Origin of the sequence: Pseudoalteromonas sp. DL-6, assembly GCF_004328665.1 — a bacterium.
Taxonomy (GTDB): domain Bacteria; phylum Pseudomonadota; class Gammaproteobacteria; order Enterobacterales; family Alteromonadaceae; genus Pseudoalteromonas.
The window spans coordinates 121,566-144,100 of sequence record NZ_CP019771.1; the positions used below are offsets into that span (position 1 = coordinate 121,566).

General features: G+C 39.6%; 16 protein-coding genes. 1 reads left to right on the plus strand and 15 read right to left on the minus strand.

All coding sequences use genetic code 11. The features are described from left to right. Positions 1-167: 167 nt before the first annotated feature. The 5 genes from B1F84_RS15665 to B1F84_RS15685 all read right to left on the minus strand — a co-directional run bounded on the left by B1F84_RS15665 (position 168) and on the right by B1F84_RS15685 (position 8,108). Positions 168-6,479 carry a M4 family metallopeptidase gene (locus B1F84_RS15665; protein WP_131692014.1) on the minus strand — a complete coding sequence of 2,104 codons (6,312 nt, stop codon included), beginning with the start codon at positions 6,477-6,479 and terminating at the stop codon, positions 168-170. A gap of 281 nt (positions 6,480-6,760) precedes the next feature. After that, positions 6,761-7,279 carry a DUF4240 domain-containing protein gene (locus tag B1F84_RS15670; protein WP_131692015.1) on the minus strand — a complete coding sequence of 173 codons (519 nt, stop codon included), beginning with the start codon at positions 7,277-7,279 and terminating at the stop codon, positions 6,761-6,763. Next, entirely contained in the window at positions 7,276-7,470 is a 195-nt protein-coding gene (locus B1F84_RS15675) for a YwbE family protein (RefSeq protein ID WP_008111487.1), read from the minus strand. The genes B1F84_RS15670 and B1F84_RS15675 overlap by 4 nt, the downstream gene beginning before the upstream one ends. Before the next feature lie 137 nt (positions 7,471-7,607). Then, a complete protein-coding gene (locus B1F84_RS15680) occupies positions 7,608-7,895 on the minus strand; it encodes a hypothetical protein (protein WP_008111489.1) in 288 nt (95 codons plus the stop codon). A gap of 6 nt (positions 7,896-7,901) precedes the next feature. Beyond that, positions 7,902-8,108, minus strand: a complete 207-nt coding sequence (locus tag B1F84_RS15685; protein ID WP_008111491.1) for a hypothetical protein — start codon at positions 8,106-8,108, stop codon at positions 7,902-7,904. Between the two features lie 100 nt (positions 8,109-8,208). Between B1F84_RS15685 and B1F84_RS15690 the strand changes: the two genes are divergently transcribed. After that, a complete protein-coding gene (locus tag B1F84_RS15690) occupies positions 8,209-9,012 on the plus strand; it encodes an ion transporter (protein WP_175611416.1) in 804 nt (267 codons plus the stop codon). Between the two features lie 37 nt (positions 9,013-9,049). Here the strand turns inward: B1F84_RS15690 and B1F84_RS15695 are convergent, their stop codons facing one another. The 10 genes from B1F84_RS15695 to B1F84_RS15740 all read right to left on the minus strand — a co-directional run bounded on the left by B1F84_RS15695 (position 9,050) and on the right by B1F84_RS15740 (position 22,320). Next, positions 9,050-11,008 carry a methyl-accepting chemotaxis protein gene (locus B1F84_RS15695; RefSeq protein ID WP_131692016.1) on the minus strand — a complete coding sequence of 653 codons (1,959 nt, stop codon included), beginning with the start codon at positions 11,006-11,008 and terminating at the stop codon, positions 9,050-9,052. A gap of 144 nt (positions 11,009-11,152) precedes the next feature. Then, positions 11,153-12,292, minus strand: coding sequence for an aspartate-semialdehyde dehydrogenase (asd, locus tag B1F84_RS15700; protein ID WP_131692017.1), 1,140 nt, complete (start codon positions 12,290-12,292; stop codon positions 11,153-11,155). A 202-nt stretch (positions 12,293-12,494) separates the two neighbouring features. After that, a complete protein-coding gene (locus B1F84_RS15705; protein ID WP_131692018.1) occupies positions 12,495-15,206 on the minus strand; it encodes a TonB-dependent receptor in 2,712 nt (903 codons plus the stop codon). Positions 15,207-15,299: 93 nt separating this feature from the next. Then, a complete protein-coding gene (locus B1F84_RS15710; RefSeq protein WP_131692019.1) occupies positions 15,300-16,901 on the minus strand; it encodes a hypothetical protein in 1,602 nt (533 codons plus the stop codon). A 315-nt stretch (positions 16,902-17,216) separates the two neighbouring features. Further along, positions 17,217-18,545, minus strand: coding sequence for a hypothetical protein (locus B1F84_RS15715; protein ID WP_131692020.1), 1,329 nt, complete (start codon positions 18,543-18,545; stop codon positions 17,217-17,219). Between the two features lie 37 nt (positions 18,546-18,582). Next, positions 18,583-19,188, minus strand: a complete 606-nt coding sequence (locus B1F84_RS15720) for an energy transducer TonB (protein WP_131692309.1) — start codon at positions 19,186-19,188, stop codon at positions 18,583-18,585. Positions 19,189-19,194: 6 nt separating this feature from the next. After that, entirely contained in the window at positions 19,195-19,605 is a 411-nt protein-coding gene (locus B1F84_RS15725; RefSeq protein ID WP_008111500.1) for a biopolymer transporter ExbD, read from the minus strand. 53 nt (positions 19,606-19,658) lie between these two features. Continuing rightward, complete coding sequence (locus tag B1F84_RS15730) at positions 19,659-20,186, minus strand: MotA/TolQ/ExbB proton channel family protein (RefSeq protein ID WP_008111501.1); 528 nt, start codon at positions 20,184-20,186, stop codon at positions 19,659-19,661. 3 nt (positions 20,187-20,189) lie between these two features. Next, positions 20,190-21,557: a MotA/TolQ/ExbB proton channel family protein gene (locus B1F84_RS15735; protein ID WP_131692021.1), complete on the minus strand. Its 1,368-nt coding sequence runs from the start codon at positions 21,555-21,557 to the stop codon at positions 20,190-20,192. Between the two features lie 10 nt (positions 21,558-21,567). Beyond that, positions 21,568-22,320: a DUF3450 domain-containing protein gene (locus tag B1F84_RS15740; RefSeq protein ID WP_131692022.1), complete on the minus strand. Its 753-nt coding sequence runs from the start codon at positions 22,318-22,320 to the stop codon at positions 21,568-21,570. Positions 22,321-22,535: the final 215 nt, after the last annotated feature.

Genomic DNA, 22,535 nt, shown 5'->3' on the forward strand with positions numbered 1-22,535 from the left:
AAACAACAAACACATAGTAAAACTTTATAATTTTTCATTAAAGAAACCTAACAAGTCACAATACAATTAGCTTAACACATTAAACCTACTTACTTATTTTAAAATTTATGCAAAAAAATCCCTTGATAACAATCAAGGGATTTAATAGTTATATAATTAGACTGTTGTTATTTGTGTAACAACTGTACTCTTCTATAAACAAACAAAGCGGCTAAAAGTAATAAGAAGAAACTGAAAGAACCTCCTCCACTTTTATCACCTTCTTTAGGTGTTGCAAGTGCTTCAGGTACATTATTAACAGTAACGATAACACTTTGCTCTGTCTCCCCTTCACCATCAGAAACACTAAGTTTAAAGCCAAGCTCACTTGCTACAGATACATTTGGCGCAATAAACGACAATGTATTTGAATTAGCATCTTCAATTGCGACTTCAATACCTTGTGTTTGAACCCAGCTATAAGTAAGTTCAGATGACTCTTTGTCTGTCGCTGTTGCTGTAACGCTAACTTCTTTACCCTCATCAACCGATAAAGAAGATGAGCTCAACTCAACTTCTGGTAATTGATTAACGTGCATAAAGGTCACTGTATATACCTCTGTGAATTGCTCGTAACCATCTGAGATTAATAAAGTAATATCTGTAGTGAACGTTTCCTCTAATTCACCTACAGTCAGTGTCGCTTTACTATCTATCTCTGAAGGCGCCAGTGATAATTGAGGATGATCAATACTCCACTCAAAACTTAGCAAATCACCATCAGGATCTGTTGTTCCTGACGCATCAAGCTCAGTAGTTGAAAGCTCTTCAATGGTTGCTGGAATTGTTACATCTAAAACAGGCGCTTGGTTTAAGCTTTCTTCAGCTAACTTAGCAACTAATTCAATTACACCATTAACTTGACCGTCTAAGTCAAATTCACTGCCGTCTGTTACTGCAAAAGTAAAGCAACCTGAACAAATTTGCTCGTACACGTTACCAGTTAGCATTGAAACCGACTGCCAGCCTGTATTAGATAACAAACGAATTTGCATTTCTGAACTTAAAATAGAGTTAACGTACTCTGGTATCGCAATTTCAGCCGTACCCGATGAGTTTGAAAGAGTAATGTGAATATTTACAATATCACTTTTAGCTTGAAAGTGAGGTTCTGTAACGTCTAAGCTATCAAAGTAAGTACTTAAGTCTTGCTCTGAAATAGACATATCAGCAATCATTTGCGTTACAGTAGCCTGTTTAATGTTACCTACTGACAAGTGATTAAACTCATCGATACTACGAACCATATCACCTGAATCTAAAACAGCTGAATGCGTAATAGAAGAGCTATCTAAGTAATCAACAATGCCGTCTTTATCGCCATCGCTCACACCTTCTTCAGCATCAGGAATACCATCACCATCAGTATCTAACTCAAGATCATTAAAAGTAACTGCGTCAATCACACGTAAACTAATTTGATCCGTTGCAACAGTCTCGCTATTCTGTTTTATAGTAAACATAATGTCTAGATTGTTAGGATCAGTAAGTAATTGAGGCGTAAAAGTAATATTCCATTTTGAGTGACCAACTTTATTTACAAAGTAATCACCTTGTGAAGATAACTGAAGCTCTATTGAATTATCAGCTGCTGCACTCGGTAAATTTACTGCATTAACTTCAACAATAAAGTCTGATGAATCACGTTGAACTATATTGCTTATTACTTTTCCATTTTGATATAGATTAGTAATAAATTCAGGTTTTGCAGTTTCATTTAGAAAGACTAACTGGCTAGTATCATTTCTATCAGTAAATGAACTGCTTCTCGTATTAATGCGAATATTCGACGCATTTTCAAAGAACTCACGTTCTAGCACTACCTTGACAAGACCATGCTGATTTGTAGATATATATTTACTAGTATTATTTCCAATCAGATCAAAGCTTACTGAACCGTAAGGGCTTTTACCACTTATGAATACATCAATAACCGCATTACCATCTTGGTAAACATAGGTAGTAGGCTGGATACTAACCTTAGGAAAAACACGAGCATTTATTTCACCTGTAGAAGTATTACCCGCTCCATCAACAGCAGAAACAGGAATTAAAGTATCCCCCGTTCTGAACACAAAGTTACTATCAATATCGATAGTGGCCACATCCGATACACTATCGTAGATAGCATTAGAGTTAAATAATGCCGCTTTTATGTCATCAATTGAGCTGCCATAAACATTAACTGAGTAATAGTTTTGTATAACAGGTGGCGTTGTGTCAACCAAGGTTACCGTTTGAATAGCCGTAGTTTCGTTACCAACATAATCACGAGCAACCCATGTAATTTGATGTTCACCAAGGGGCAAGTAAGACCCAGAAGCAGCATAAACATAAGGTTCTAAATGTCCGTTATCAGTTGCCTCAGGAACAAAAATATTTGTAAGGTTAGTATTTTGAGAAGTTGCTTCAAGAGTAATTGGCTCTAAACTTGATACAAAAACAGGGGCTATATTTTCACCCAAGCTAGAATCAGTTGGGTGACTATCTTCACTATCTAGTACACCGTCGCCATCTGTATCTGTAGAAAGCGGATTACTAGACATCTGATACTCGTTTAAGTTAGATAAACCGTCGTAGTCTGGATCATTTGATGCATCATAAGAGTCAAGTGCATTTAGTCCATTCTGTGCTTCCCAATAGTCTGGAATACCGTCGCCATCAAAGTCACTAACTACATCCAGCTCAGCAGTCCATGAAATATTATCAACTGAAAAAGGCATATCTGCTAAGTAAGGACTTTCGTATTTTATCTTCACAATATTAAAACCATCATTTACCGGAATTAACAAACGAGAGCGATAATGCTTAATATTGTACTGAGTACCGTTAACACTAATTTGGAATAATGAGTTACTGTTTGAAAAGTAATCTAAATTAATGAACCCCGCCTCAAATAACCCTGCAATTGCAAAGCCGCTTTTACTACCTGCTGGAGAAGCATTTAGGCTTAAGCTTGATGTACCATCCGTAGACCAGTTGGTATTAAGCTGCCATTGAGTAGAGTGCTCTGCAAGCTCAGTAAACATAACTGGCAAAAGCCCTTCTTCAAAGCTTTCATTTAGCTGAGAAAAAGACTGCACAGTCGATGTTGCATCATTAGCAACGCTTTGCCCATAGAACTCTTGAATATTAGTATAACCATCAGCATCAAAATCTAAACTCGCATCTGAAGGGTCAAGTGGTAGCAAGCCATTATTAACTTCATAGCCATCACTTAACTCATCAGAATCTGTGTCAGATGAATTTGGATTTGTTCCTAGGTTATACTCATTAAGGGCTGAAAGGCTGTCAGCGTCTTTGTCAGATAGTGCATCACTTGCATCAAAACGATTCAAACCATTTAGTAGTTCCCAATAGTCTGGCATTTGATCGTTATCAGTATCGGTTTGATCACCGACTGGAAGCATAGCAAAATTATCAAGCCATACTGCATCAGCATCAGTTGATACTGATCCGTCTTTGGTATATTTGAACTCAATCTTATGCAACCCTTCACTAATATTAACTAAAAATGAAGTTTGCTCAGGTGCGTCTAAATTTCCACGTTCAGCATTACCAATAACTTCTTGGCCATCTATAGTCACGATAAAAAAGTCACAACACGATTCAGAATCAATCTTATAATCGAACGCTAAAACCCCTTCTTCAAATAAACCCGTGACAGTAAACCCGCTAAACTGAGAATCAGTGATGTCTCCCGAGCGAATACTTTGTAAGCCCTGTGTGGCAAAGTCGTTTGTGATAAACCACGGTGCACTTGAGTCTACTGACTCAGTCATCCATGTTGGAAGTGTATCGCCTTCGAATGATGTTGTGATATTTAAAACAACAGGGTAAGAGGCATCTGACTGAGGATCTGTATTTGCTTGATACTCTGTGAAGTTAGTAAATCCATCATTGTCAGCATCTTGTGACGCATCGGCGGCATCTGTAAGATTTAGACTGTTGTTATACTCCCACCCATCGGGCATTAAATCGCCATCAGTATCTGAGTTGTTAGGTAAACCGTTATTTAAAAACTCAAGAAGGTTAGATAAACCATCGTTATCTAAATCAAGCGCTGAGTCGTCAGTATTTATATCCAAACCATACGATAATTCCCACATATCTGACATACCATCACCATCAGAGTCAGGGAAACTAGGCCCAATGTATAAATTATCGATAAATACAGCATCTAAACCTTCAGACACTATAACGTCTTTAGTGTATACAAACTTAACTGTATTAAACCCAGTAGGTAATGGAAAAGAAGCCACCTTCCAATCAGTTAGGCCTGACTCATCAAGAACTAGTGCGTCGTTAATATAAACTTTAAAGAAGTCATAATTTGCTTCAGTTTCCAATAAGTAGTTAAAGTTAACAAAACGTTGTTCGTCACTTATAAATTGAAATTCAACACTCGTTTGTTGCGAATCAGTAATATCACTGCTAGTTAACACTAAGCCATCGTGGCCGTCATAATCAGTAATAAACCAAGGCGTTTGAGGGGTTGAAGAAACTAAAAATTCAGGGACAACTGCGTCATCAAAATTATAAGTAGTTTCAGGAAAAACAGAAGGTTCAGAGTTTGGATCAGTTGGGTCGCTGTTGCCATAGTACTCAATTAAGTTAGCCCAGCTATCGGAATCAAAATCAAGTTCTGCATCAGCTGCATCGAGTGGATTAAATGCAAAAGTGACTTCCCAGCCATCTGGCATACGATCGGAATCTGAATCCGCGTTGTTAGGCAACGTCATGTAGACGTTTAATTCATCGTAATCAGATAAGCTATCAGCATCAGTATCAACTGAGTTTGGAAGAGTATTTGCTAAGTATTCTTCCAAGTTAGAAAGGCCATCTTGGTCCAAATCTAAGTTGGCATCATCGGCATCTGACGGGTCTAGTCCGTATAAAAGTTCCCAGTAATCATCCATGAGATCTGAATCAGTATCGACAAACTTAATATTATCGCAAATAACTTCTACTTCATTAAATGCTGAAATTACATCAAATGCATTATAATTTAAATCAATTGCAGAGTTGATTGCTCCACATGCACCATCGATAAAACCACTCGAATTAACCCAGTAGTTTTGATTTGCTTTTAGCATTATTTCAAACGCTTTTTGAGGATTCCAACCATCAGTATTTGAAAGAAGGAAAAAAGCACGGTTAAAAACACCACTACTAAAGTGAACATCCATGCCCGGATAAAAATCGCTGGCTTTATCAATAGAAACGCCATCTAATGAAGGAGTTTCAAAGTAACGAAGGGCTGGATCTACTTTTGAAATATCCGCCCCTGATAACCAGTCAGTTTCACCACGTAAAAAATACTCTGCAGTTTCACCTGCCATATCAGAGAAAGACTCATTAATTCCGCCTGATTGATTAGAGTAAATTAGATTGGAGTTTTGACTAGTAAAGCCGTGGCTAACCTCATGAGATACAATATCAAGTGAAACCAGCGGGTAAAATCTATCAGCGCCATCACCAAAGGTCATTGCTTGGCCATTCCAAGTGGCATTTTCCCAGTTATCACCACTGTGAACTCGCATTAACAATTGAAATGTAAGCGGTGCAGTGTTGTACCATTGTTGATACATATCAAAAACTGCGGTTCCAAATGCATGAGCGTCATTTAATGGAGAAAAAGCACCATTTATTTCCTTATGTGTATTACGATCACATGTGAATGAAAAGGCTTCACTTGGCTCAGAGCCCGATTCCATAGTGACCGTTTTTACTTTGTCATTTTCTAAAAAACAAGTCCCACCGACTTGGGTAACATTAAATGCGTCTCTATCTGTACCGTATTCATACTGGCCAATCTTTTGATTGCCACCAGGTCCTTTACCGTCAACACTTTGAATATTATCCCACAGTTCAAAAATCTGATAAGTAGATTCACTTATTAAACCAATTGGCATTGTTTCAATGCCATTTTTAGTTACTTTGAGTTCAATTAAGCGAACGTAATAAGCCTTGCCATCATGAATATAAATGTAGCGTTTATTATTTATTATTTGGCTCTCAAGCGAATCATCTAATTTAGACTTCGTCAGCAAAGATTTAACAGCTTTTAACTCATCAAAAGTAGCGCTCGCTGTTTTATTCAAAGATGCAAAGTTAATGTTTTTAGCAAAAAAGCCACTAATATGTTCAGAGTTAGGCTGAACTCTAATTTGCTGACCCCATACTGGAACCCCAGAAAAGTATTGCTGCATCTTTTTAGAAGACACATTAACTTGTTGTGAAAGGCTCAATTGAGGTTGTTCTAGTTCTACAAAATAAGAACTTGCAGAAGACTTATTAGCAATAGAGGCGTTTTGATTTAAAAGTTGCTTAACTTCTTGGGTGGATGATTTATTTATTCGCTGCGAAACAGCAGCTTGAGAACTTAGCGTGTTCAAAAAGCAAAATGCTATCAATCCTGATGAAAGTGTTTTATACATAACATTCCTATGTCGTATATTATAATTATTCAGTGTTTATTCATTTAAAAACGCTCAAATGTAACATATTTGATAATGGGGAGTCATTCATAAAACTAAATAAATAGGTACAATTATTAACTAATGTAAAAGGCAACTAAATAATTAATTGAAACCGTGATTTGAATTTTAAGGATGCAAAAAATAAATGATAAAAGAACAAAGAAACTGCATAGAAAAATTAAATATCCACGCAGTTTCATGTTTTAAAAAGTTGTTAAGAGTTATGCAATATTAACGTCTTACTGCCAATATTTTGCAAATAACTGCGGGTAACTTTGTTTTAAAAACTTAGGCTTGTCTTTAAAGCGTTTGCCTTTAGGTTGTTCAAGCCCTGAGGGAATAAACGGTAACTCATCGTCATTACGTTCTTCATATAACAAACCTGCAATTAGGTCATACTCATCTAAATACGGGTAAGGTTGCTCGTTTAAAAAATAAAGCGGTGTGCACTGAGCTAAGCTATCAGGGTTTTCTAGTGCGGCTTTAAATACGGCTTCACCACGGGATATTAACCAACAACGAAATTCTGAAAAGCCATATTCGTCATTACAGCCTGCCATGACAAACGCCGCACCAAATAAATCCCAGGTATAACTTTGGCGCATACAAATACTAAACTGTTTATCAAATTCAATTAATTGCTCATCTGATAAGTCACTCAGTGCCGACTTAAGCGATTGGCACACTGAATCGGGCTCTGAGGTTTTATCTTCGACAGTAACCAAGCACCAAAAATCAGTTAAGGTTAGCTCACTCATGCAAGGATCTCTTTTACCCGACCCACTTGGCCGTCTTCTAATTGTACTTTAATACCATGCGGGTGATTAGGCGACTTGGTTAATAAACGCGACACAATACCATTAGTTAATGTACCACTGCGTTGATCTTGTTTAAGTACAATATTAACCTCTGTGCCGGGTGTTATTTGTGAACGTGTTGGAACAGCCATATATAATCTCTTTTGCTATTTTTGGGGATTATAGCCTGCTTAATAAAATCTCTCTATATTAAAGCTTTTACTAGGCCTATAAATGCCTGAACTACGTTAAAATGAAGAATAGCTAAACAAAAACAACATACCTATTTTTACTTCTTAAAAAATGAAATGGCATTGTTTTTTATATGAATATTTAAACTAGCTAATACATTACAAATAAGCTGCTCAATGTAATCTAGCTGATTTTTTTGTTTTGCCTGCTCTAGTGCGATAGCATCAATAAAATAACAGCTTACGGTAAACTTTGATGGTAAATTATTTAAATCTGCCGAATGGGTAAGAAAGCTAAAGCCCTCAACATTATCTTTTATTTGCTCGCAAGCCAGTGTTAATTGCTGACGAATACGTTTATCTAGCTGCTTTTGGGTTTTGGTCATTGTTTATTACTGCTCAGCGGTTTGTTGCTTTTTAAATTCTTTGTAGCTGTCTTGTTGTTGTTTAACACATTCATGGTATTCCTTGTCAGCCATATGACTGCACTCACCTAATCGGGCTGATTGAATTTCATGATAACGGCTATCACTGCTACACCCTGCTAACACTACGATTACCGATAACGAAAGTAGATACTTTAAGTTATGATTCAACATTCAAAATTCCTTATATTTTAACCGGAAAACTACTGATTTTCGTTATTTTTGCTGTATATTGCACTGGTTTTGTATTTATAACCGTTAAGGGCACGTTATGATGTTGTCGCAGTTACAAGAGCTGTTCCAGCGTATCGATAAAAGTAAATTATTTCAATCATTTGTTATTGCAGTTATTGTTGTTTCTGCACTGACCGTAGGTGCACATACCTATTCGTTACACCCTACCGCTGAGCTATTTCTACATTGGATGGATATAGGCATTACGGTGTTTTTCTTAATCGAACTAGTTATTCGTTATATTGCCAGTAAAGGTATCAGAGACTTTTTCTCCAAAGGCTGGAACATATTTGACTTCATTATAGTGATCGGAAGTTTATATCCTGCGGCAGGCTCGACTATTTTTATTGCTCGACTACTGCGTATTTTCCGCGTACTACGTTTGGTGTCTATGATCCCAGAGCTGCGCTTATTAGTGAACTCACTAATAAAAGCTATCCCGCAAATGGGCTACATTGCGCTGCTAATGTTTGTAATTTTTTATATTTATGCTGCTACAGGTAGCATGTTATTTGCTGAGATAAACCCGGTACTGTGGGGCGATGTGTCTATTTCTATGCTCACCTTGTTTAGAATAGCCACCTTCGAAGATTGGACCGACGTGATGTACGAAACCATGGCGGTATACAAATTAAGTTGGATTTTTTACTTAACCTTTATCTTTTTAACTGCATTTGTATTTTTAAATATGATGGTCGGGGCAATCTTAGAGGTGATGAGTGAAGAGCATCGCAATGCACGTGAAGAGCAAGCCGATAACGACTCACTACCGGCCACCCAAGGCCAAGTAAACGAATTAAAAGCACAGCTAACAGAGTTAAAGCAATTACTTAAAAATAAATAGCATGTATAAAAGGGCAAGTATGCACTTGCCCTATTATTTATACTTTAAACTTGCCTACTAAGTCCGTTAATATCGATGAAAGACGGCTCATTTCATTACCGTTGTCACTGGTGCTAACAGCAATATCACTGACCTCATCGGCTGCATTTTTAATCTCGATAACGTTTCGGTTTATGTCTTCAGCTACGTGTTGCTGCTCTTCAGCTGCGGTGGCTATTTGGGTATTTAAATCGCTAATATTAACAATAGAGGCTGTGATCTCGCTAAACTGTTGTTGCGCCGAATGAGCAAGCTCTACAGTTTTATTAGTAGTTTCTATACTGCGTTCCATGTCTTTAGACACTTTAGATGACATAGTACGTAGTTTATCTAACTGCGACGCCACTTCTTCGGTCGACTCGGCAGTGCGTTGCGATAACGCACGCACTTCATCAGCAACCACTGCAAAACCACGCCCATGCTCTCCAGCGCGCGCAGCTTCTATTGCAGCATTCAATGCTAGTAAATTGGTTTGCTCAGAAATACCGCGAATAACGCTCAAAATAGACATAATATTTTCGCTTTCTGCATCAAGTTGAGTGATATCTGCTGAAGCACGGTTAATTACATCACATAACTGCACCACACTTTCTACGGTTTGAGTAATAACCGATTGCCCCAAGTCTGATGCTTGTTGTGTTTGAACCGCTAAATCCGCCGCATTCGCACAACTACTCGATACTTCATTAGCAGTGGCAGCCATTTCATTAATAGCCGTTGCCGCCATTTCTAAGGCTTGTTGTTGCTGACTGGTAGAGCTTGTTAATTGTGCAGCTTGCGATGAAGTTTGCGATGAAGTTTTACTGACATTTTGCGCACACTCATTAATTTGCGTCACCAGCTCACTGATCAGATTTAAAAATAAGTTAAAACTAGTGGCTAATTTAGCGGTTTCATCCTTAGTTTTTATCGCTAGGCGCTGGGTTAAATCCCCTCCTCCTTGTGATATTTCAGTTAAACCATCGCTTACCTCAACAATAGGAGCAGAAATAAGTTTAGAAATATAACTCGCTATCGCGATAAATACGGCAATTAATATCGCGCTAATAATTAAAATGGTATAAGCCATTGCATTGGCCGCGCTCATTACCTCAGACTTTTCTACCACCCCAATAAACTTCCACCCCAAAATGGGAGACGTGTAAATATTGGCCATATACTGTTTTCCATCAATATCGACATCAAACAGGCCTTGGTTATTTTTAGCTAAATCGGCATATTTTCCGCCCTCAATATCAGCTAAGTTTTTAAATCGGTAATCTGGGTGTTTCACATCCACCAGCACACTGCCGCTGTCTTCAATCAACATTAAGTAGCCTGTTTCGCCTAATTTAATATTAGCAATTATGTCAGTAAGCCCTCCTAGTGAAACATCCATCCCTTGAGCACCAATTAACTCGCCGTTATCAATAATGGCTTTAACCGTGGATACAATCACTAAATCATCAGCTGCCCAGTAGTAAGCATTAGTGCGGGTTGTTTTACCGTTCGCTTGTTTAGCGGTTTTATACCATGGGCGCTGACGAGGATCGTAATTAGCGTTTACGTTTCCCATAGGCCATTGAATATAACCACCTTGTTCATTCCCCATGTAAATATAGGCAAGCCCAGGGTGAGTCTCACCAAAGTGATTAAATAAACTATAAGCAGCTTGCTCTGTTGGGCTTTGATTCGGGTGATCAAGCATTACCTCAGTGCCGATATCCATATGTGTTTTTATGTTTTCACGGGCATTTTTAATTGTTTCATGAGAGGCTAAGTAATCAACATTTTTGCCAATTTCAGCAAAAAACATGGTAATTGCGTTATCAACTTGGCGGGCTTCTCGTTCACTTAGTACGGAGAAATTTTCCAGTGCTTGCTCTCTAGTTTGAGAAATAACTAAAGCGGCTATAATTAATAACGGTAGAGCAATTGCTGATGCAAAAGAGAGCTTTAATTTTTTTGATATATTCATGAAGTTAACCTCTAAAAACACTCTTAAAATATAGTGTGACTAAAGGCGTTGAGCAAGAAATGAGACAAGAATATTAATATTGATTCGCAAGGTTAATAAAAAGGGCTAGCCGTAGCTAACCCTTTAAATTAATAAATTAGAGAATTATTCACCGTCTACAATAATACGTAACATACGACGCAGTGGCTCTGCTGCGCCCCATAAAAGCTGATCGCCCACGGTAAAGGCGCTAATATATTTTGGCCCCATGGCAAGTTTACGAATACGGCCAACAGGAATACTCAGCGTGCCAGTTACTTTAACTGGGGTTAAGTCGGTACAGGTAAGGTCGCGCTGATTAGGAATTACTTTAACCCACTCATTGTGCGAGGCTAAAATTTCTTCTATTTTCTCAACGCTAATATCTTCACGTAGTTTAATGGTCATCGCTTGGCTATGACAGCGCATTGCACCAATGCGTACACATAAACCATCTATAGGCACAGGCTGTTTTGATGAGCCTAAAATTTTGTTGGCTTCTACTTGCGCTTTCCATTCTTCTTTTGATTGACCGCTTGGCATAGGCACATCAATCCATGGGATTAAGCTACCTGCTAGCGGCACACCAAATTGATCTTGTGGCAAATCGCTTGATGCCATTTTTTCGCTGACTATTTTATCAATTTCTAAAATAGCTGAACTTGGGTTATCTAATTGCTGCGCAACACTTGCATGAATAGCACCCATTTGGGCAATGAGCTCTTTCATATTGCGTGCACCGGCGCCCGACGCTGCTTGGTAGGTCATTGGGCTTACCCATTCAATTAGGTCTTGTTCAAATAGACCGCCCAGTGCTAGTAGCATAAGTGAAACCGTGCAGTTACCACCTACAAAGGTTTTAACACCTTGCTCTAGCCCTTGTTCAATCACATCTTTGTTAACAGGGTCAAGCACAATAATACTGTCGTCACTCATGCGCAGTGCAGAGGCTGCATCTATCCAATAGCCATCCCAACCCGATTCACGTAATTTTGGGTACACCGCATTAGTATAATCGCCACCCTGACAGGTAACAATAATATCCATTTTTGCAAGTTCAGAAATATCACTAGCATCTAAAAGCGGTTTAGCTGGACCTGCTAACTCAGGGCCAAGCTGACCTGCTTGTGAGGTGGTGAAAAAGGTGGTGTCGATATGAGCAAAATCATGTTGTTGTTCCATTCGCTCGAGTAATACTGAGCCTACCATGCCGCGCCATCCAACTAATCCTACTTTTTTCATTGTTTGTTCCACTGTTTGATTCATAAAAGGAGCCTATACATTAAAAATTAAAAATTCATTGCGTGAGATTTAATTTTTACAGCTCTAAGCTAACACCACCAGCACGCTAAAACTAGTCAATAAACTGTAACTTAAATATTTTTCATACACATAAAAAAGCCCTGTATAAAATACAGGGCTAATGAGTAGTTAGGCGTTGTTATAAATCCTATCCTTGGGCTTTTACTTAAAACTCATAGCTGTAGCTAATATCAAAGTTCATACCGACTTCTTTAGAGCGAACAATAATATCTGATTGCGATACTTCCTGATCTTCATTAAGCAGATTTTTAACTTTAAACTTCACCTTAGAATTAAAATCAGGGTAAAAGGTATAAACTAAATCTAATGAATGAAATGGCTGCTCATAAGCATCATCTCGACTCGCTACACCTGCTGCTAAAATTCGTTCACCAAATACGTTATAAACCAAAGAGCTACTGTGCATACCATCGAGTGAATCATAGTTAAGTTGCAAATTAACAACATACTCTGAGTGACCCGTCATACGTTTTTTAGGATTAGTTAACGTACCGGCAAGCGCAGGATCGATAGACGCTTCTGAGTCACTCAAAGTAATATTACCACTGGTAAATAACCCTTCAGATAAAAACGTGAGGTCTTGCAACCATTCAGCTTCTATACCGTAGACCTCAGCAGTTTCACCATTAATAAATGAGGCTGAATAGTCTTCATCGCCAATATTAAGAACGGTTTCAATGGGGGCTGTAATGTCTTTATAAAAGGCAGCAACACTAAACGAATTACCGGCTTCACCGTAATATTCATAACGTAAGTCATAGTTTTTAATCGGGCTACTTTTAAGCCCTGTACGACCAAATGTTCTAATATCGGTAAGTGGATCAAAGTAGGTAACCGGTACCACTTCACGAAAATCCGGACGAACTACCGTTTCACCATAACCAGCACGTACTTGATAGTTATCAGCGCCTACGTAGGTAACAGAAAGCGCAGGGTACCAATCGTCTGAAACAATAGAGCCCGCTTGAATTTTTTCAGGGTCGTAGAAAGTATTTAAGTCATCTTGATCAAATATTAGGCTAGATGTACCAATAGACGTTTGTTTAAATTGTTCATAGCGTACACCACCGCTAATGCGTAGCCATTGATCATAAAACACATCAAACGAGGCGTAACCCGCATCTACTTTTTGTCCTGCTAGGTAATCATCCGCATCAGGAGCTGTTGGTTCGTTAAAATCAACCAGTATCGCGTTATTATTAATAAATTCATCGCTTAGATACCCGCTATTATTTAGCGCATTATCACTGCCATCATTTATAGTGATACCAGCACCACCACTGTTATTAATAGCAAAACTTGAGGTATTAAAAATACGCGCTCTATCTGAAAAGTCATACCCTACTTTAAATTCAACATCCATACTGTCAAAGCTAAGCGGTAAGTTTAAATTACCACTGTAAGACTTAACTCGTTCTTCCATGTTGGTGTATGACATAATCACACGATTATCATCACCCGTGATTTGAGAACCTACATACGACCCGTCGGTGTTGTACTCATCGCGAAATTCAAAATCAGCATTCGTCGGAATATCCGTTGTTGCCTTCGCTTCGGTATACTGCCAATCAGCGCCAATCCCCATGTAATCTAAAAAGGTGTGCTGACCAATAAACTGGGTAATATTGAGTTGTCGCTCTTCGTAGTTAAAAGTATGGTTACGATTAGCAACGCCATCACCTGCAATACTAAATGTTGAACTACCCGCTGGACTCTGCGAAATCGCAATTTCAGACTCATCTTCATTATCAATAATGTAAAGCTGCTGCGCTGATATACTGTGAGTACCTAAGCTATAGCCTAAGCTAAATGACGCATTATAACGCTCGTTTTCTGTGGTCACTTGGGAATTTTTTACAGTATTAAAACATGAATTTGCAACATCATCAGCAGTGTTAAGTGCTGTCGTACAGTCAATTTTGCCGTCTTCATTTTTTAAATCTTGGCTTATCACTGAGCTAAATCGGTCTTCAAAATCCCACTCATTTTTATAAGCGCCAGAAAGCATAAAGCCTAACTTGCCGCCAAAGTAAGATTCGCTAAAGCTATCACCGTAATGGGCTTTAATATTGTATTGTGGATCGAGAGAGTCTTCTTTTAACTCATAACCACGCGGTAACGACTTGAGTAATTCGTTATTAATCGCAGTCGCTTGCTCTGCACGTGTTGTGTCACCATCGACTAAGCCGTCGCGTTTTACTATGTTGCTAATACCAAAATCACCTCGGTATTGTGTTATTGCAGATGATAACGCATCAGGTAGTCCGCTTTCTTTACGGTTGTAAGTAAAGCCGTCGCTTGCCGCGGTGTTATAACCAACACCTACCTCTACACCCGCTGTAAACTCGCTTGGTGCAGTTTTGGTTCTAATGTCAATATTACCGCCACCAAACGCGGCAGGCATATTTGGTGAGTAAGCTTTTTGTACCGCCATGCTAGAAATAATACTAGCGGGAAAAATATCAAGCGGGATCACATTGCGAGTTAAATCGGGGCTGGGTATGTACGCACCATTTAAACGTGCGCTCGAATAACGCTCACCTAAACCACGCACATAAATGAACTTGCCATCAACGAGGGTTAAACCGGTTACACGCCTAAGAGCAGAGGCGGCATCGCTATCGCCAGTACGCGCTAATTGCTCTGAGCCTAAAATATCGGCTACAAAGGCTTGGTTTTTTCGCTCTTCAACCACAGCAGCAGCACTGCCTTGTAAGCGCGTACCTACTGCCACTACTTCTTCTATTTCTTGGGCTACATCAACATCATTTTGCGCAGCGAACAGGCTTACAGATTGGGCACACAGCCCTAAACCAATCGCCCATGTAATTTGATTAAGTCTATGCTTTTTAGACATAAGATACATCCTGATCAGATTATACAAAAGAGGCGCCAAACGCTTATTATGCAAGCTCCAAGGCGCCTTCAAAAGTTTATAAATAGTGTTAAATTAGTCTGCGTTAGCCGCGGCTACTGCTGCTTCAACCCATTTATACCAATTTGACGTTGTATCCTGATCCGATACTGCACCGATGTAATTAACCGAATCAAAGAACGCATCTGTTGTACTTAAATCAGTGGCAGTGACGCTCACATCTGAAGAAGCCGTATTAGTAGCAAAACCATTCGCAGCAAGAACAGTAACGTCATCTGTTAAAATTTCACTGGCACCGCCATTTTCAAACCAGGCAGTTTTAGTTTGTCCGGCAAGTGGGCCACCAGCAAAAGTATCGGTATTAGCGAAATTATTTGAACACGCCATTACTGAGCTAGTAAAAGAGATGTTATCGGCTTGCTTTTCACCATCACCTGAGAATTCAATACATTGAGTATTAACGGCGTTTTTCTTAACGATTAACGCGTTATAAATGCTTGAATTAAATTGGTCATCAAACTTGTAAGCTTGTGAAGGGTCATCATCACGAACTGAATTGCCATCAGTGGTGATTACCGTCACGTTAGCAACCATAGGGTTTGAAGGTGATACTTGCGCAGAAGATGAACCTTTAACACCGTCAGACTCAAAACCATTGTTACCCATATTAACCACTGAACCGTCGTTTAGCGTTACTGTACCGTGCTGAACAAATAAGTACTGTGCCTTACCTTGCCAACCGGCATCAAAGTCAAACGAATCATCTTGGGTATCAGTCACTGCAATATGCTTAAGCGTGGTTGCACCACCAAAAATTTCAATACCGTCATCAAAGCCTTGGTGAATATGAATGTAATCAAACTCAGAGCCAGAACCAACAGCATTAAGTGTTAATGAATTTAAATCATCACCTTCACCACCTACGCGAGGGCCAGAGCCTGCATACCATACTTTAGCCCATTTAATATTACCGCTTGAATCGCTATTATCGTTACCACCAAAGTAGCTTGTAATACCTTCAGAGGCTACGTTACATGTACCGCCATCACGCTCTGCATCAGTACATTGATCTGTAATACCTTGGCCATTAATGATAATGCCACCCCAGTCAGCATAACGTGCACCTTCACCAGCTGTATCAAAACGGTCAAAGGCATTAGCTGAGGTAAATACTACTGGTTTTTCTGCTGTACCCACGGCTTGAATTTTTGCACCACGTGCAATGCGTAAAATCGCTTCACCTGATTGAAACGCAAGGGTTGCGCCAGGCTCTACAGTCATCGTTGGGCCATTAGTAGGAATAGAAAAGCCATCAACAGTGTTGCCATCTTCACCAATCTGCAGAGCGTCAGCAAATACATGTACACCACCGCCAGGTAACTCTTTAAAAGTAATATTGTTAGTAATTGAAATAGTTTTACTTGAAAATGAATCGTTGTATAAGCAATCTATACCACTGACCACACCTGTAACCGTGCCTGCATCTGATTCATAGCTTGCACATACAGCCTCATCATCCGTTGTTGAACCGGTGTTGTTATTAGAATTATTAACACTGTTGTCTGTACTGGTGCTGTTATCATTAACGGTTGGTGTAATTTCTATATCACCACCACAACCAGCAAGTGTCATTGCTGTAGCCACTAAGCTGATTTTGAATAAGCCAGATAATTTCATTGTTCACTCCGTAAAAGTATTTAATTATTGTGTTAGCGCTTTAAGTAATAACTTAAGTCACTTTAAGGCACGATACTCATGCATTAAGGTCACTTGAGTTATCGAATACGAAGTACAATACGGGAGTGTTATGACAATGAAGTTACACTTTAATAAACATAAAATGACAATGTTAATTAATTAAAAATCAATTGGTTGCTTTAAAAAGGCAGGCAAAAAAAACCACACTAACTGAACGTGAATGTGGTTTGAGTAGTGCAATTATGAAGTGGTGTTTAGTGCGTCAATTAAGAACTAATAATCGCACTATAAAAATTAAAGCAGTGCTGTTTTTAATGTTTGCGCATGCACTTTTTCGCGTTTTACATATTTGATCCATTGCTGGGCTAAACGTTGCGACTTTTTGTGTTTTTCGGCTTGTTCAAACGCAAGGATAGACGCATCAAAGTTTTGTAAATTGTATTGTGCCATCCCTAAAGCAACAAACGCATTTGATTCAAAATCAAGGCCGCCTTTATCCAGCGCCATTCGCGCTGCATCGGCAGCTTCGTCATACTGTTCTGTGTTTACATACACTTCAGCTAGACGCTGATCGTACTTACCATGTTCTGAACGCTCTGCAGCTTTGGTAAAGTAACTAATCGACTTAGCATCTTCTTTAGCTTGTACCATGGCCTCAGCTACAAAGGCATAATTTTTAGCAGTGGGTTCAGCAATGCCCTGCTCTATTGCTTTACTCATTACATTGGCCGCTTTGTAAGCAAGCTGATTATATAAATATACCTGCGCAAGCTGCCTTAGATCAGATTTAGAGGTTAAAAATCCTTGCTGATAAGCCGCCTCTAAAACACTAAGCTGCTGTTTTTCTTGCCCAGTTTCACCGTACATACCGGCTAATTGCACCCAATATTCAGGTTTGTTGTATAGCTTTACCATACGCTCTAGTACGCTGACTACTTTATCGGTTTGGTTAAGTGAGTAATACATAGCGCGTTGGAGTACCAGCCAGTTTTCTTTTGGTACTTTGCCTTCGCTATCACTTAAGTTAATGGCTTGGGTAATGTAACTCAGGCCTTGCGCATAGTCTTTTAATTGATAGTAGGTTTGCGCTCTTAATAAATAATACGCATCAGTTTTAGGCTTTGTATTAATGGCATCCCATTTGTCTAAAAATGCAATCACCTTTTTGTAGTCGCTGTTAGCCATTGCAAGCTGCGCTAAACTGAATGTTGTACTCAAACGCAGTGTTTCTGGAATGCCATCTTCGGCAATCACTTTTTCAAATGAAGCAATTGCTTTTACAAGGTCGTTTTCATTGTAATAAATAAACCCATAAAAGTTATGCATCATCGCAATTTCATAAGAGTTCATACTTGATGAACGCGCTTGTATGCTATCAAGCGCGTCCAAACCCGCTTTGCTATCGCCATCATCCGCAAGTTTTTGGGCGCGAGCTAATTGGCTGTATACCTTTTCACGAAGTGCGGGCACTCGTGTTGTTTTCTGCTGTTCAGCGGCCTGTACTGTCGCCAAATTTACACCCGGAAATACACTCAATGCACTTGGTGTAACAACGCTGGCACTGATTGCAACTGTGCACAACATGCTAAGTTTCAATAGCTTGGTTGTTAGTTTTAATTTCATAATTGCCTCACATTCACTCTTTGCTTACTTAACAGAATTAACCATTAATTTGGAAAGAAATTTTATTTTGCACACCGGCTACTTCAACAGCTTCGCCATTAACAACGCGCGGTTTATATTTAAACTTAAGGGCCGCATCCATCGCTGCTCTGTCAAACAATGACTCTGGCTCGGCTTTAATAACTTGCGGCTCTTTAACCGTACCTTGCTTTGTAACTGTAAATTCAACAATGACATACCCTTCAATACCACGCGATAACGCACGCCTTGGGTATACTGGTGCCACTTTTACTATGGGTAAATACTCACCATCACTAGTTTCTAACGCTAATCCACCCGCTAGGTTTACATCAGCATCGACATTGGCAGCAAAATCAAAGTTGTTGCTAGCAGTATTGTTATCGCTACTTTGCATTTGTGGCGATTCCATTGGCGGAGGTGGTTCTTTAGGTGTTGGTGGCTTTTGTGGTTTACGCTCCTTTTTTTGTACCGTTTCTTCTTTTTTCAAACGGACAAAATCTAACACATTCCCTTTGGCAGGCTCCGTCATGGCGCCCTCGCCACCGGTGATCAATGCCTGCATGCCTAAAAACAGCATAAAGGTGACCACACCCGCTATAATTAACGCAAGTACATAACGCATCACTCGTTACCCTTCTTGAGCCGCTATTGAAACATCAAATACACCCGCTGCACGCGAGGCATCCATCACTTTTATCAAGGTTTCTGTAGTGGCTTTTTTATCGGCCTGAATAACTACACTGCCTTGTGGGTTTTCAGCTTTTAAGCGTTCAATATTGGCCTGTACGGCACGTACATCTATTTGACGTTTATTGATCCAAATTTCACCTTGATCTGATATAGCCACTAATATGTTAGCCCGCTCTTTTTTAACCGCAGTTGCCGCTTCTGGTCGGTTTACATCAATACCGGCTTCTTTTACAAACGAGGCTGTAACAATAAAGAAAATAAGCATAATAAATACAACATCCAGCATAGGAGTCATGTTTATTTCTTCTGCTTCATCTTCTTGGAATAAATTACCTAATGGGGCTCTCATTTTACTTCTCCTAGAATAAGCGGTGATTATGTACACCGCTTTTCAATAATTATTTAGTGGTCTAACACCATAGTGTCTTGCAACAATTCAACTTCACGCTTTGCTTTACGCTGTAAATAGGTTGAGGCAAACACCCCAGATAACGCACCGACCATTCCTGCCATTGTCGGTATGGTTGCTTTTGACACACCCGATGCCATAGAGCGTGCGCTGCCAGTACCTGTAATGGCCATTACATCGAAGACTTCTATCATCCCTGTAACTGTGCCAAGCAATCCTAATAGTGGACACAGCGCTACCATTACATTAATCAGCGGTAAGTTTGCGTTTAATCGCATACTGGCGCGTGACACCATGGCTTGACGTATTTGCTCTGCGTTCCAGCTGTTGCGTTCACTGCGGGTTTTCCACGTATTTTTAACGTCTTTTTTGTAGTGTCGATAGCCATTAAAAAAGTACATAAATCGCTCGAGTATCAATAACCACATCGCGAAAATTAACACGGCAATGACCAAGAGAACTTGGCCTCCCGTGTCGAGAAAATCACGGATAGCATTGATTGAATCAATCAATAGCACCATGGTTTAAGCTCCTTTCTCGCTTCGCTCGGCAATAATACCCGCACTTTGTTCTTGTAAAATAAGCAGTAAACCTTTTGAGCGGGTATTCAATAAGGTGTATAAAAACACCGTTGGAATGGCAACCACAAGGCCTAATACCGTAGTAACCAAGGCTTGCGAAATACCGCCTGCCATTAGTTTAGGGTCGCCAGTACCGAATAAAGTAATTGCTTGGAAGGTATTGATCATCCCGGTTACCGTACCGAGTAACCCCAGCAGTGGCGCTACCACAGAGATAATTTTAATAAGCGTTAAATTACGGGTGATTTTTGGCATTTCGCGTAAAATGGCTTCGCTTAACTTAAGTTCAAGCGTGTCGTACGCCACATTAGGGTATTGATCTTTCACTTTCATGACGCGCCCTAGCGGGTTGTCATCACGGGCTGTATCGTCTTTTAATTGACGACGGATTTTTCCACCCATCAGCATGAGCGATACAAAACGCTCTAACGCAATTAATAATGCTAATAAACCAACGCCTAAAATAACGTAACCAACAGCACCACCTTGATGGACTTGCTCGCTGGTATCAGGGGCTTGTACTAATAAACCTAAAATTGAACCACCTGTTGGGTCAAGCGCAAACGGCACCACACCGGTGTTTGCTTGTTGCAAATCAGCCGCGGTCGCGGTAAAGCGGCTGCTTGGTTGGCGAGTAAGTTGACTGATGGTATTGGTAGAAGGTGTATACTCTAGGTACTGACCGTCACTTATCAGGTTAAATGCACCCACACGTACCACTTCTTTTTGTACTTTATTGCCACCGTCAACAATTACATCTGTATTGAAGCGGCTTACTTTTCCTTGTTCGGTCATTTCGCGTTGTAGCTCAAACCAGACTTTTTCGATATCTTCAATAGACGCAAGCTTTGAGGTAGACCCCATTTTTTGCGCCAATTCATCCATAAAAGTACTACGTCCAGGTAACTGTGCCGATACCACAGAAGTTGCAAACTTATTGCTTGAATCACCAGCAACTTGTTGTAGCACACCAAATAGCTCTTTTAATGAACCCATACGCTTTGATAAAGTATCGGTCAAATTAGCCAGTTTAATTTCGTTTTCTTCAAACTGCGTCTCTAAACGCTCTGACTCGCTAAGCATTTGGTTACGTTTAGCTTGAGTGTTTTTAAGCATTTGCACTTGTTCATTTTGACGTGCTACAAATTCTTGTTCGCGTTGTTTATTTTGCGCTGATTGCGCTGATTTACCCTGCTCTAAGGTTTTTAATAAGGCATCTAAATTCATTGGCTCAGCAGCGCACATCACACCTGAAAAACCTAAGCTGGCTGCAAACACGGCCATTTTTGTCATTTTCGTTAATAATTTCATGGTAAACCTCTTATTCTGCAGCATGAATTGGCAGTGTTAACATATCGGGGGCTAGTTGTTTGCGAGCAATGCGAAGCCCTTTATTAATTTGGCTAATGGTTGAATCAGGCAGAGCAACAAACGACTGTGACTGTTGATCCCAACTACCTGCTTGTTTGCCATCGCGCGTAAGGTAAATGAGCTCTAAACGACCAATGCGTAGAAAGTCGACTTCACGTTCTTTGTTTTCCACATCAAGCAATGCGGTATACGCTTCAATAGTGCGACCGTAATCAACCTCAACTTGATAAGCTTCTAACACACGACGAAATTTTTCACTCGATGAAATATCAGCGCGTTCCATCATTGCATTTAATGATTCAAGACGCTGCTTGCGTTCTTGCTTTAAAAACGGCACATCTAAGGCAACAAACTGTTCAAGCCCGGTGATCATGCGAAGCATTAAAGGTGTTATTTGGCGCTCAATAATCGATACCTGATCCATTGATAAATTAAGCGACTCCATCTCTTCTATTTGATTATTTAATTGTTTTGTTAGCTGTGCGTTATAAACGGCTAAACCATCTATTTCTTTATTTAGGGTTTTAAATTGCTGCAAACGCCCTTGCATTGAATCTGCAATCTTGTCTATTTTTGTTTGTGATTGCGCAGCTAAATTATTAATTTCGCTGCTTTTATCAATTACCGTGTTTAAATCATTGGCGTGGACTGCTGCACTTGCGGCTACAATACCAGCTAAAATTAATGGTTTAACGCCTTTCATCGTATACACCTTTGCTCGTTAATTAGCGGATTTGCTAGTGTTTATTAATCGCTTTAGCTCGTTTACAAAAAAACAATTTAAAGCGAGATGGTTTCAATGAGCGAAAGTGTATAGCTTAAAAATGACAAGCGTGTTGCGTAAAAAAGTCGCTTTTATGACAGTGGTAATAAATTAGCCTTAGTAGCCGAGTTGAAAGTGCTGAGGGGATTTTTGGG

Bases quoted from the DNA above. Each gene is read 5' to 3' on its own strand.
- B1F84_RS15665 (WP_131692014.1), bottom strand. From the start codon at position 6,479: ATGTATAAAACACTTTCATCAGGATTGATAGCATTTTGCTTTTTGAAC.
- B1F84_RS15670 (WP_131692015.1), bottom strand. From the start codon at position 7,279: ATGAGTGAGCTAACCTTAACTGATTTTTGGTGCTTGGTTACTGTCGAA.
- B1F84_RS15675 (WP_008111487.1), bottom strand. From the start codon at position 7,470: ATGGCTGTTCCAACACGTTCACAAATAACACCCGGCACAGAGGTTAAT.
- B1F84_RS15680 (WP_008111489.1), bottom strand. From the start codon at position 7,895: ATGACCAAAACCCAAAAGCAGCTAGATAAACGTATTCGTCAGCAATTA.
- B1F84_RS15685 (WP_008111491.1), bottom strand. From the start codon at position 8,108: ATGTTGAATCATAACTTAAAGTATCTACTTTCGTTATCGGTAATCGTA.
- B1F84_RS15690 (WP_175611416.1), top strand. From the start codon at position 8,209: ATGTTGTCGCAGTTACAAGAGCTGTTCCAGCGTATCGATAAAAGTAAA.
- B1F84_RS15695 (WP_131692016.1), bottom strand. From the start codon at position 11,008: ATGAATATATCAAAAAAATTAAAGCTCTCTTTTGCATCAGCAATTGCT.
- asd (WP_131692017.1), bottom strand. From the start codon at position 12,292: ATGAATCAAACAGTGGAACAAACAATGAAAAAAGTAGGATTAGTTGGA.
- B1F84_RS15705 (WP_131692018.1), bottom strand. From the start codon at position 15,206: ATGTCTAAAAAGCATAGACTTAATCAAATTACATGGGCGATTGGTTTA.
- B1F84_RS15710 (WP_131692019.1), bottom strand. From the start codon at position 16,901: ATGAAATTATCTGGCTTATTCAAAATCAGCTTAGTGGCTACAGCAATG.
- B1F84_RS15715 (WP_131692020.1), bottom strand. From the start codon at position 18,545: ATGAAATTAAAACTAACAACCAAGCTATTGAAACTTAGCATGTTGTGC.
- B1F84_RS15720 (WP_131692309.1), bottom strand. From the start codon at position 19,188: ATGCGTTATGTACTTGCGTTAATTATAGCGGGTGTGGTCACCTTTATG.
- B1F84_RS15725 (WP_008111500.1), bottom strand. From the start codon at position 19,605: ATGAGAGCCCCATTAGGTAATTTATTCCAAGAAGATGAAGCAGAAGAA.
- B1F84_RS15730 (WP_008111501.1), bottom strand. From the start codon at position 20,186: ATGGTGCTATTGATTGATTCAATCAATGCTATCCGTGATTTTCTCGAC.
- B1F84_RS15735 (WP_131692021.1), bottom strand. From the start codon at position 21,557: ATGAAATTATTAACGAAAATGACAAAAATGGCCGTGTTTGCAGCCAGC.
- B1F84_RS15740 (WP_131692022.1), bottom strand. From the start codon at position 22,320: ATGAAAGGCGTTAAACCATTAATTTTAGCTGGTATTGTAGCCGCAAGT.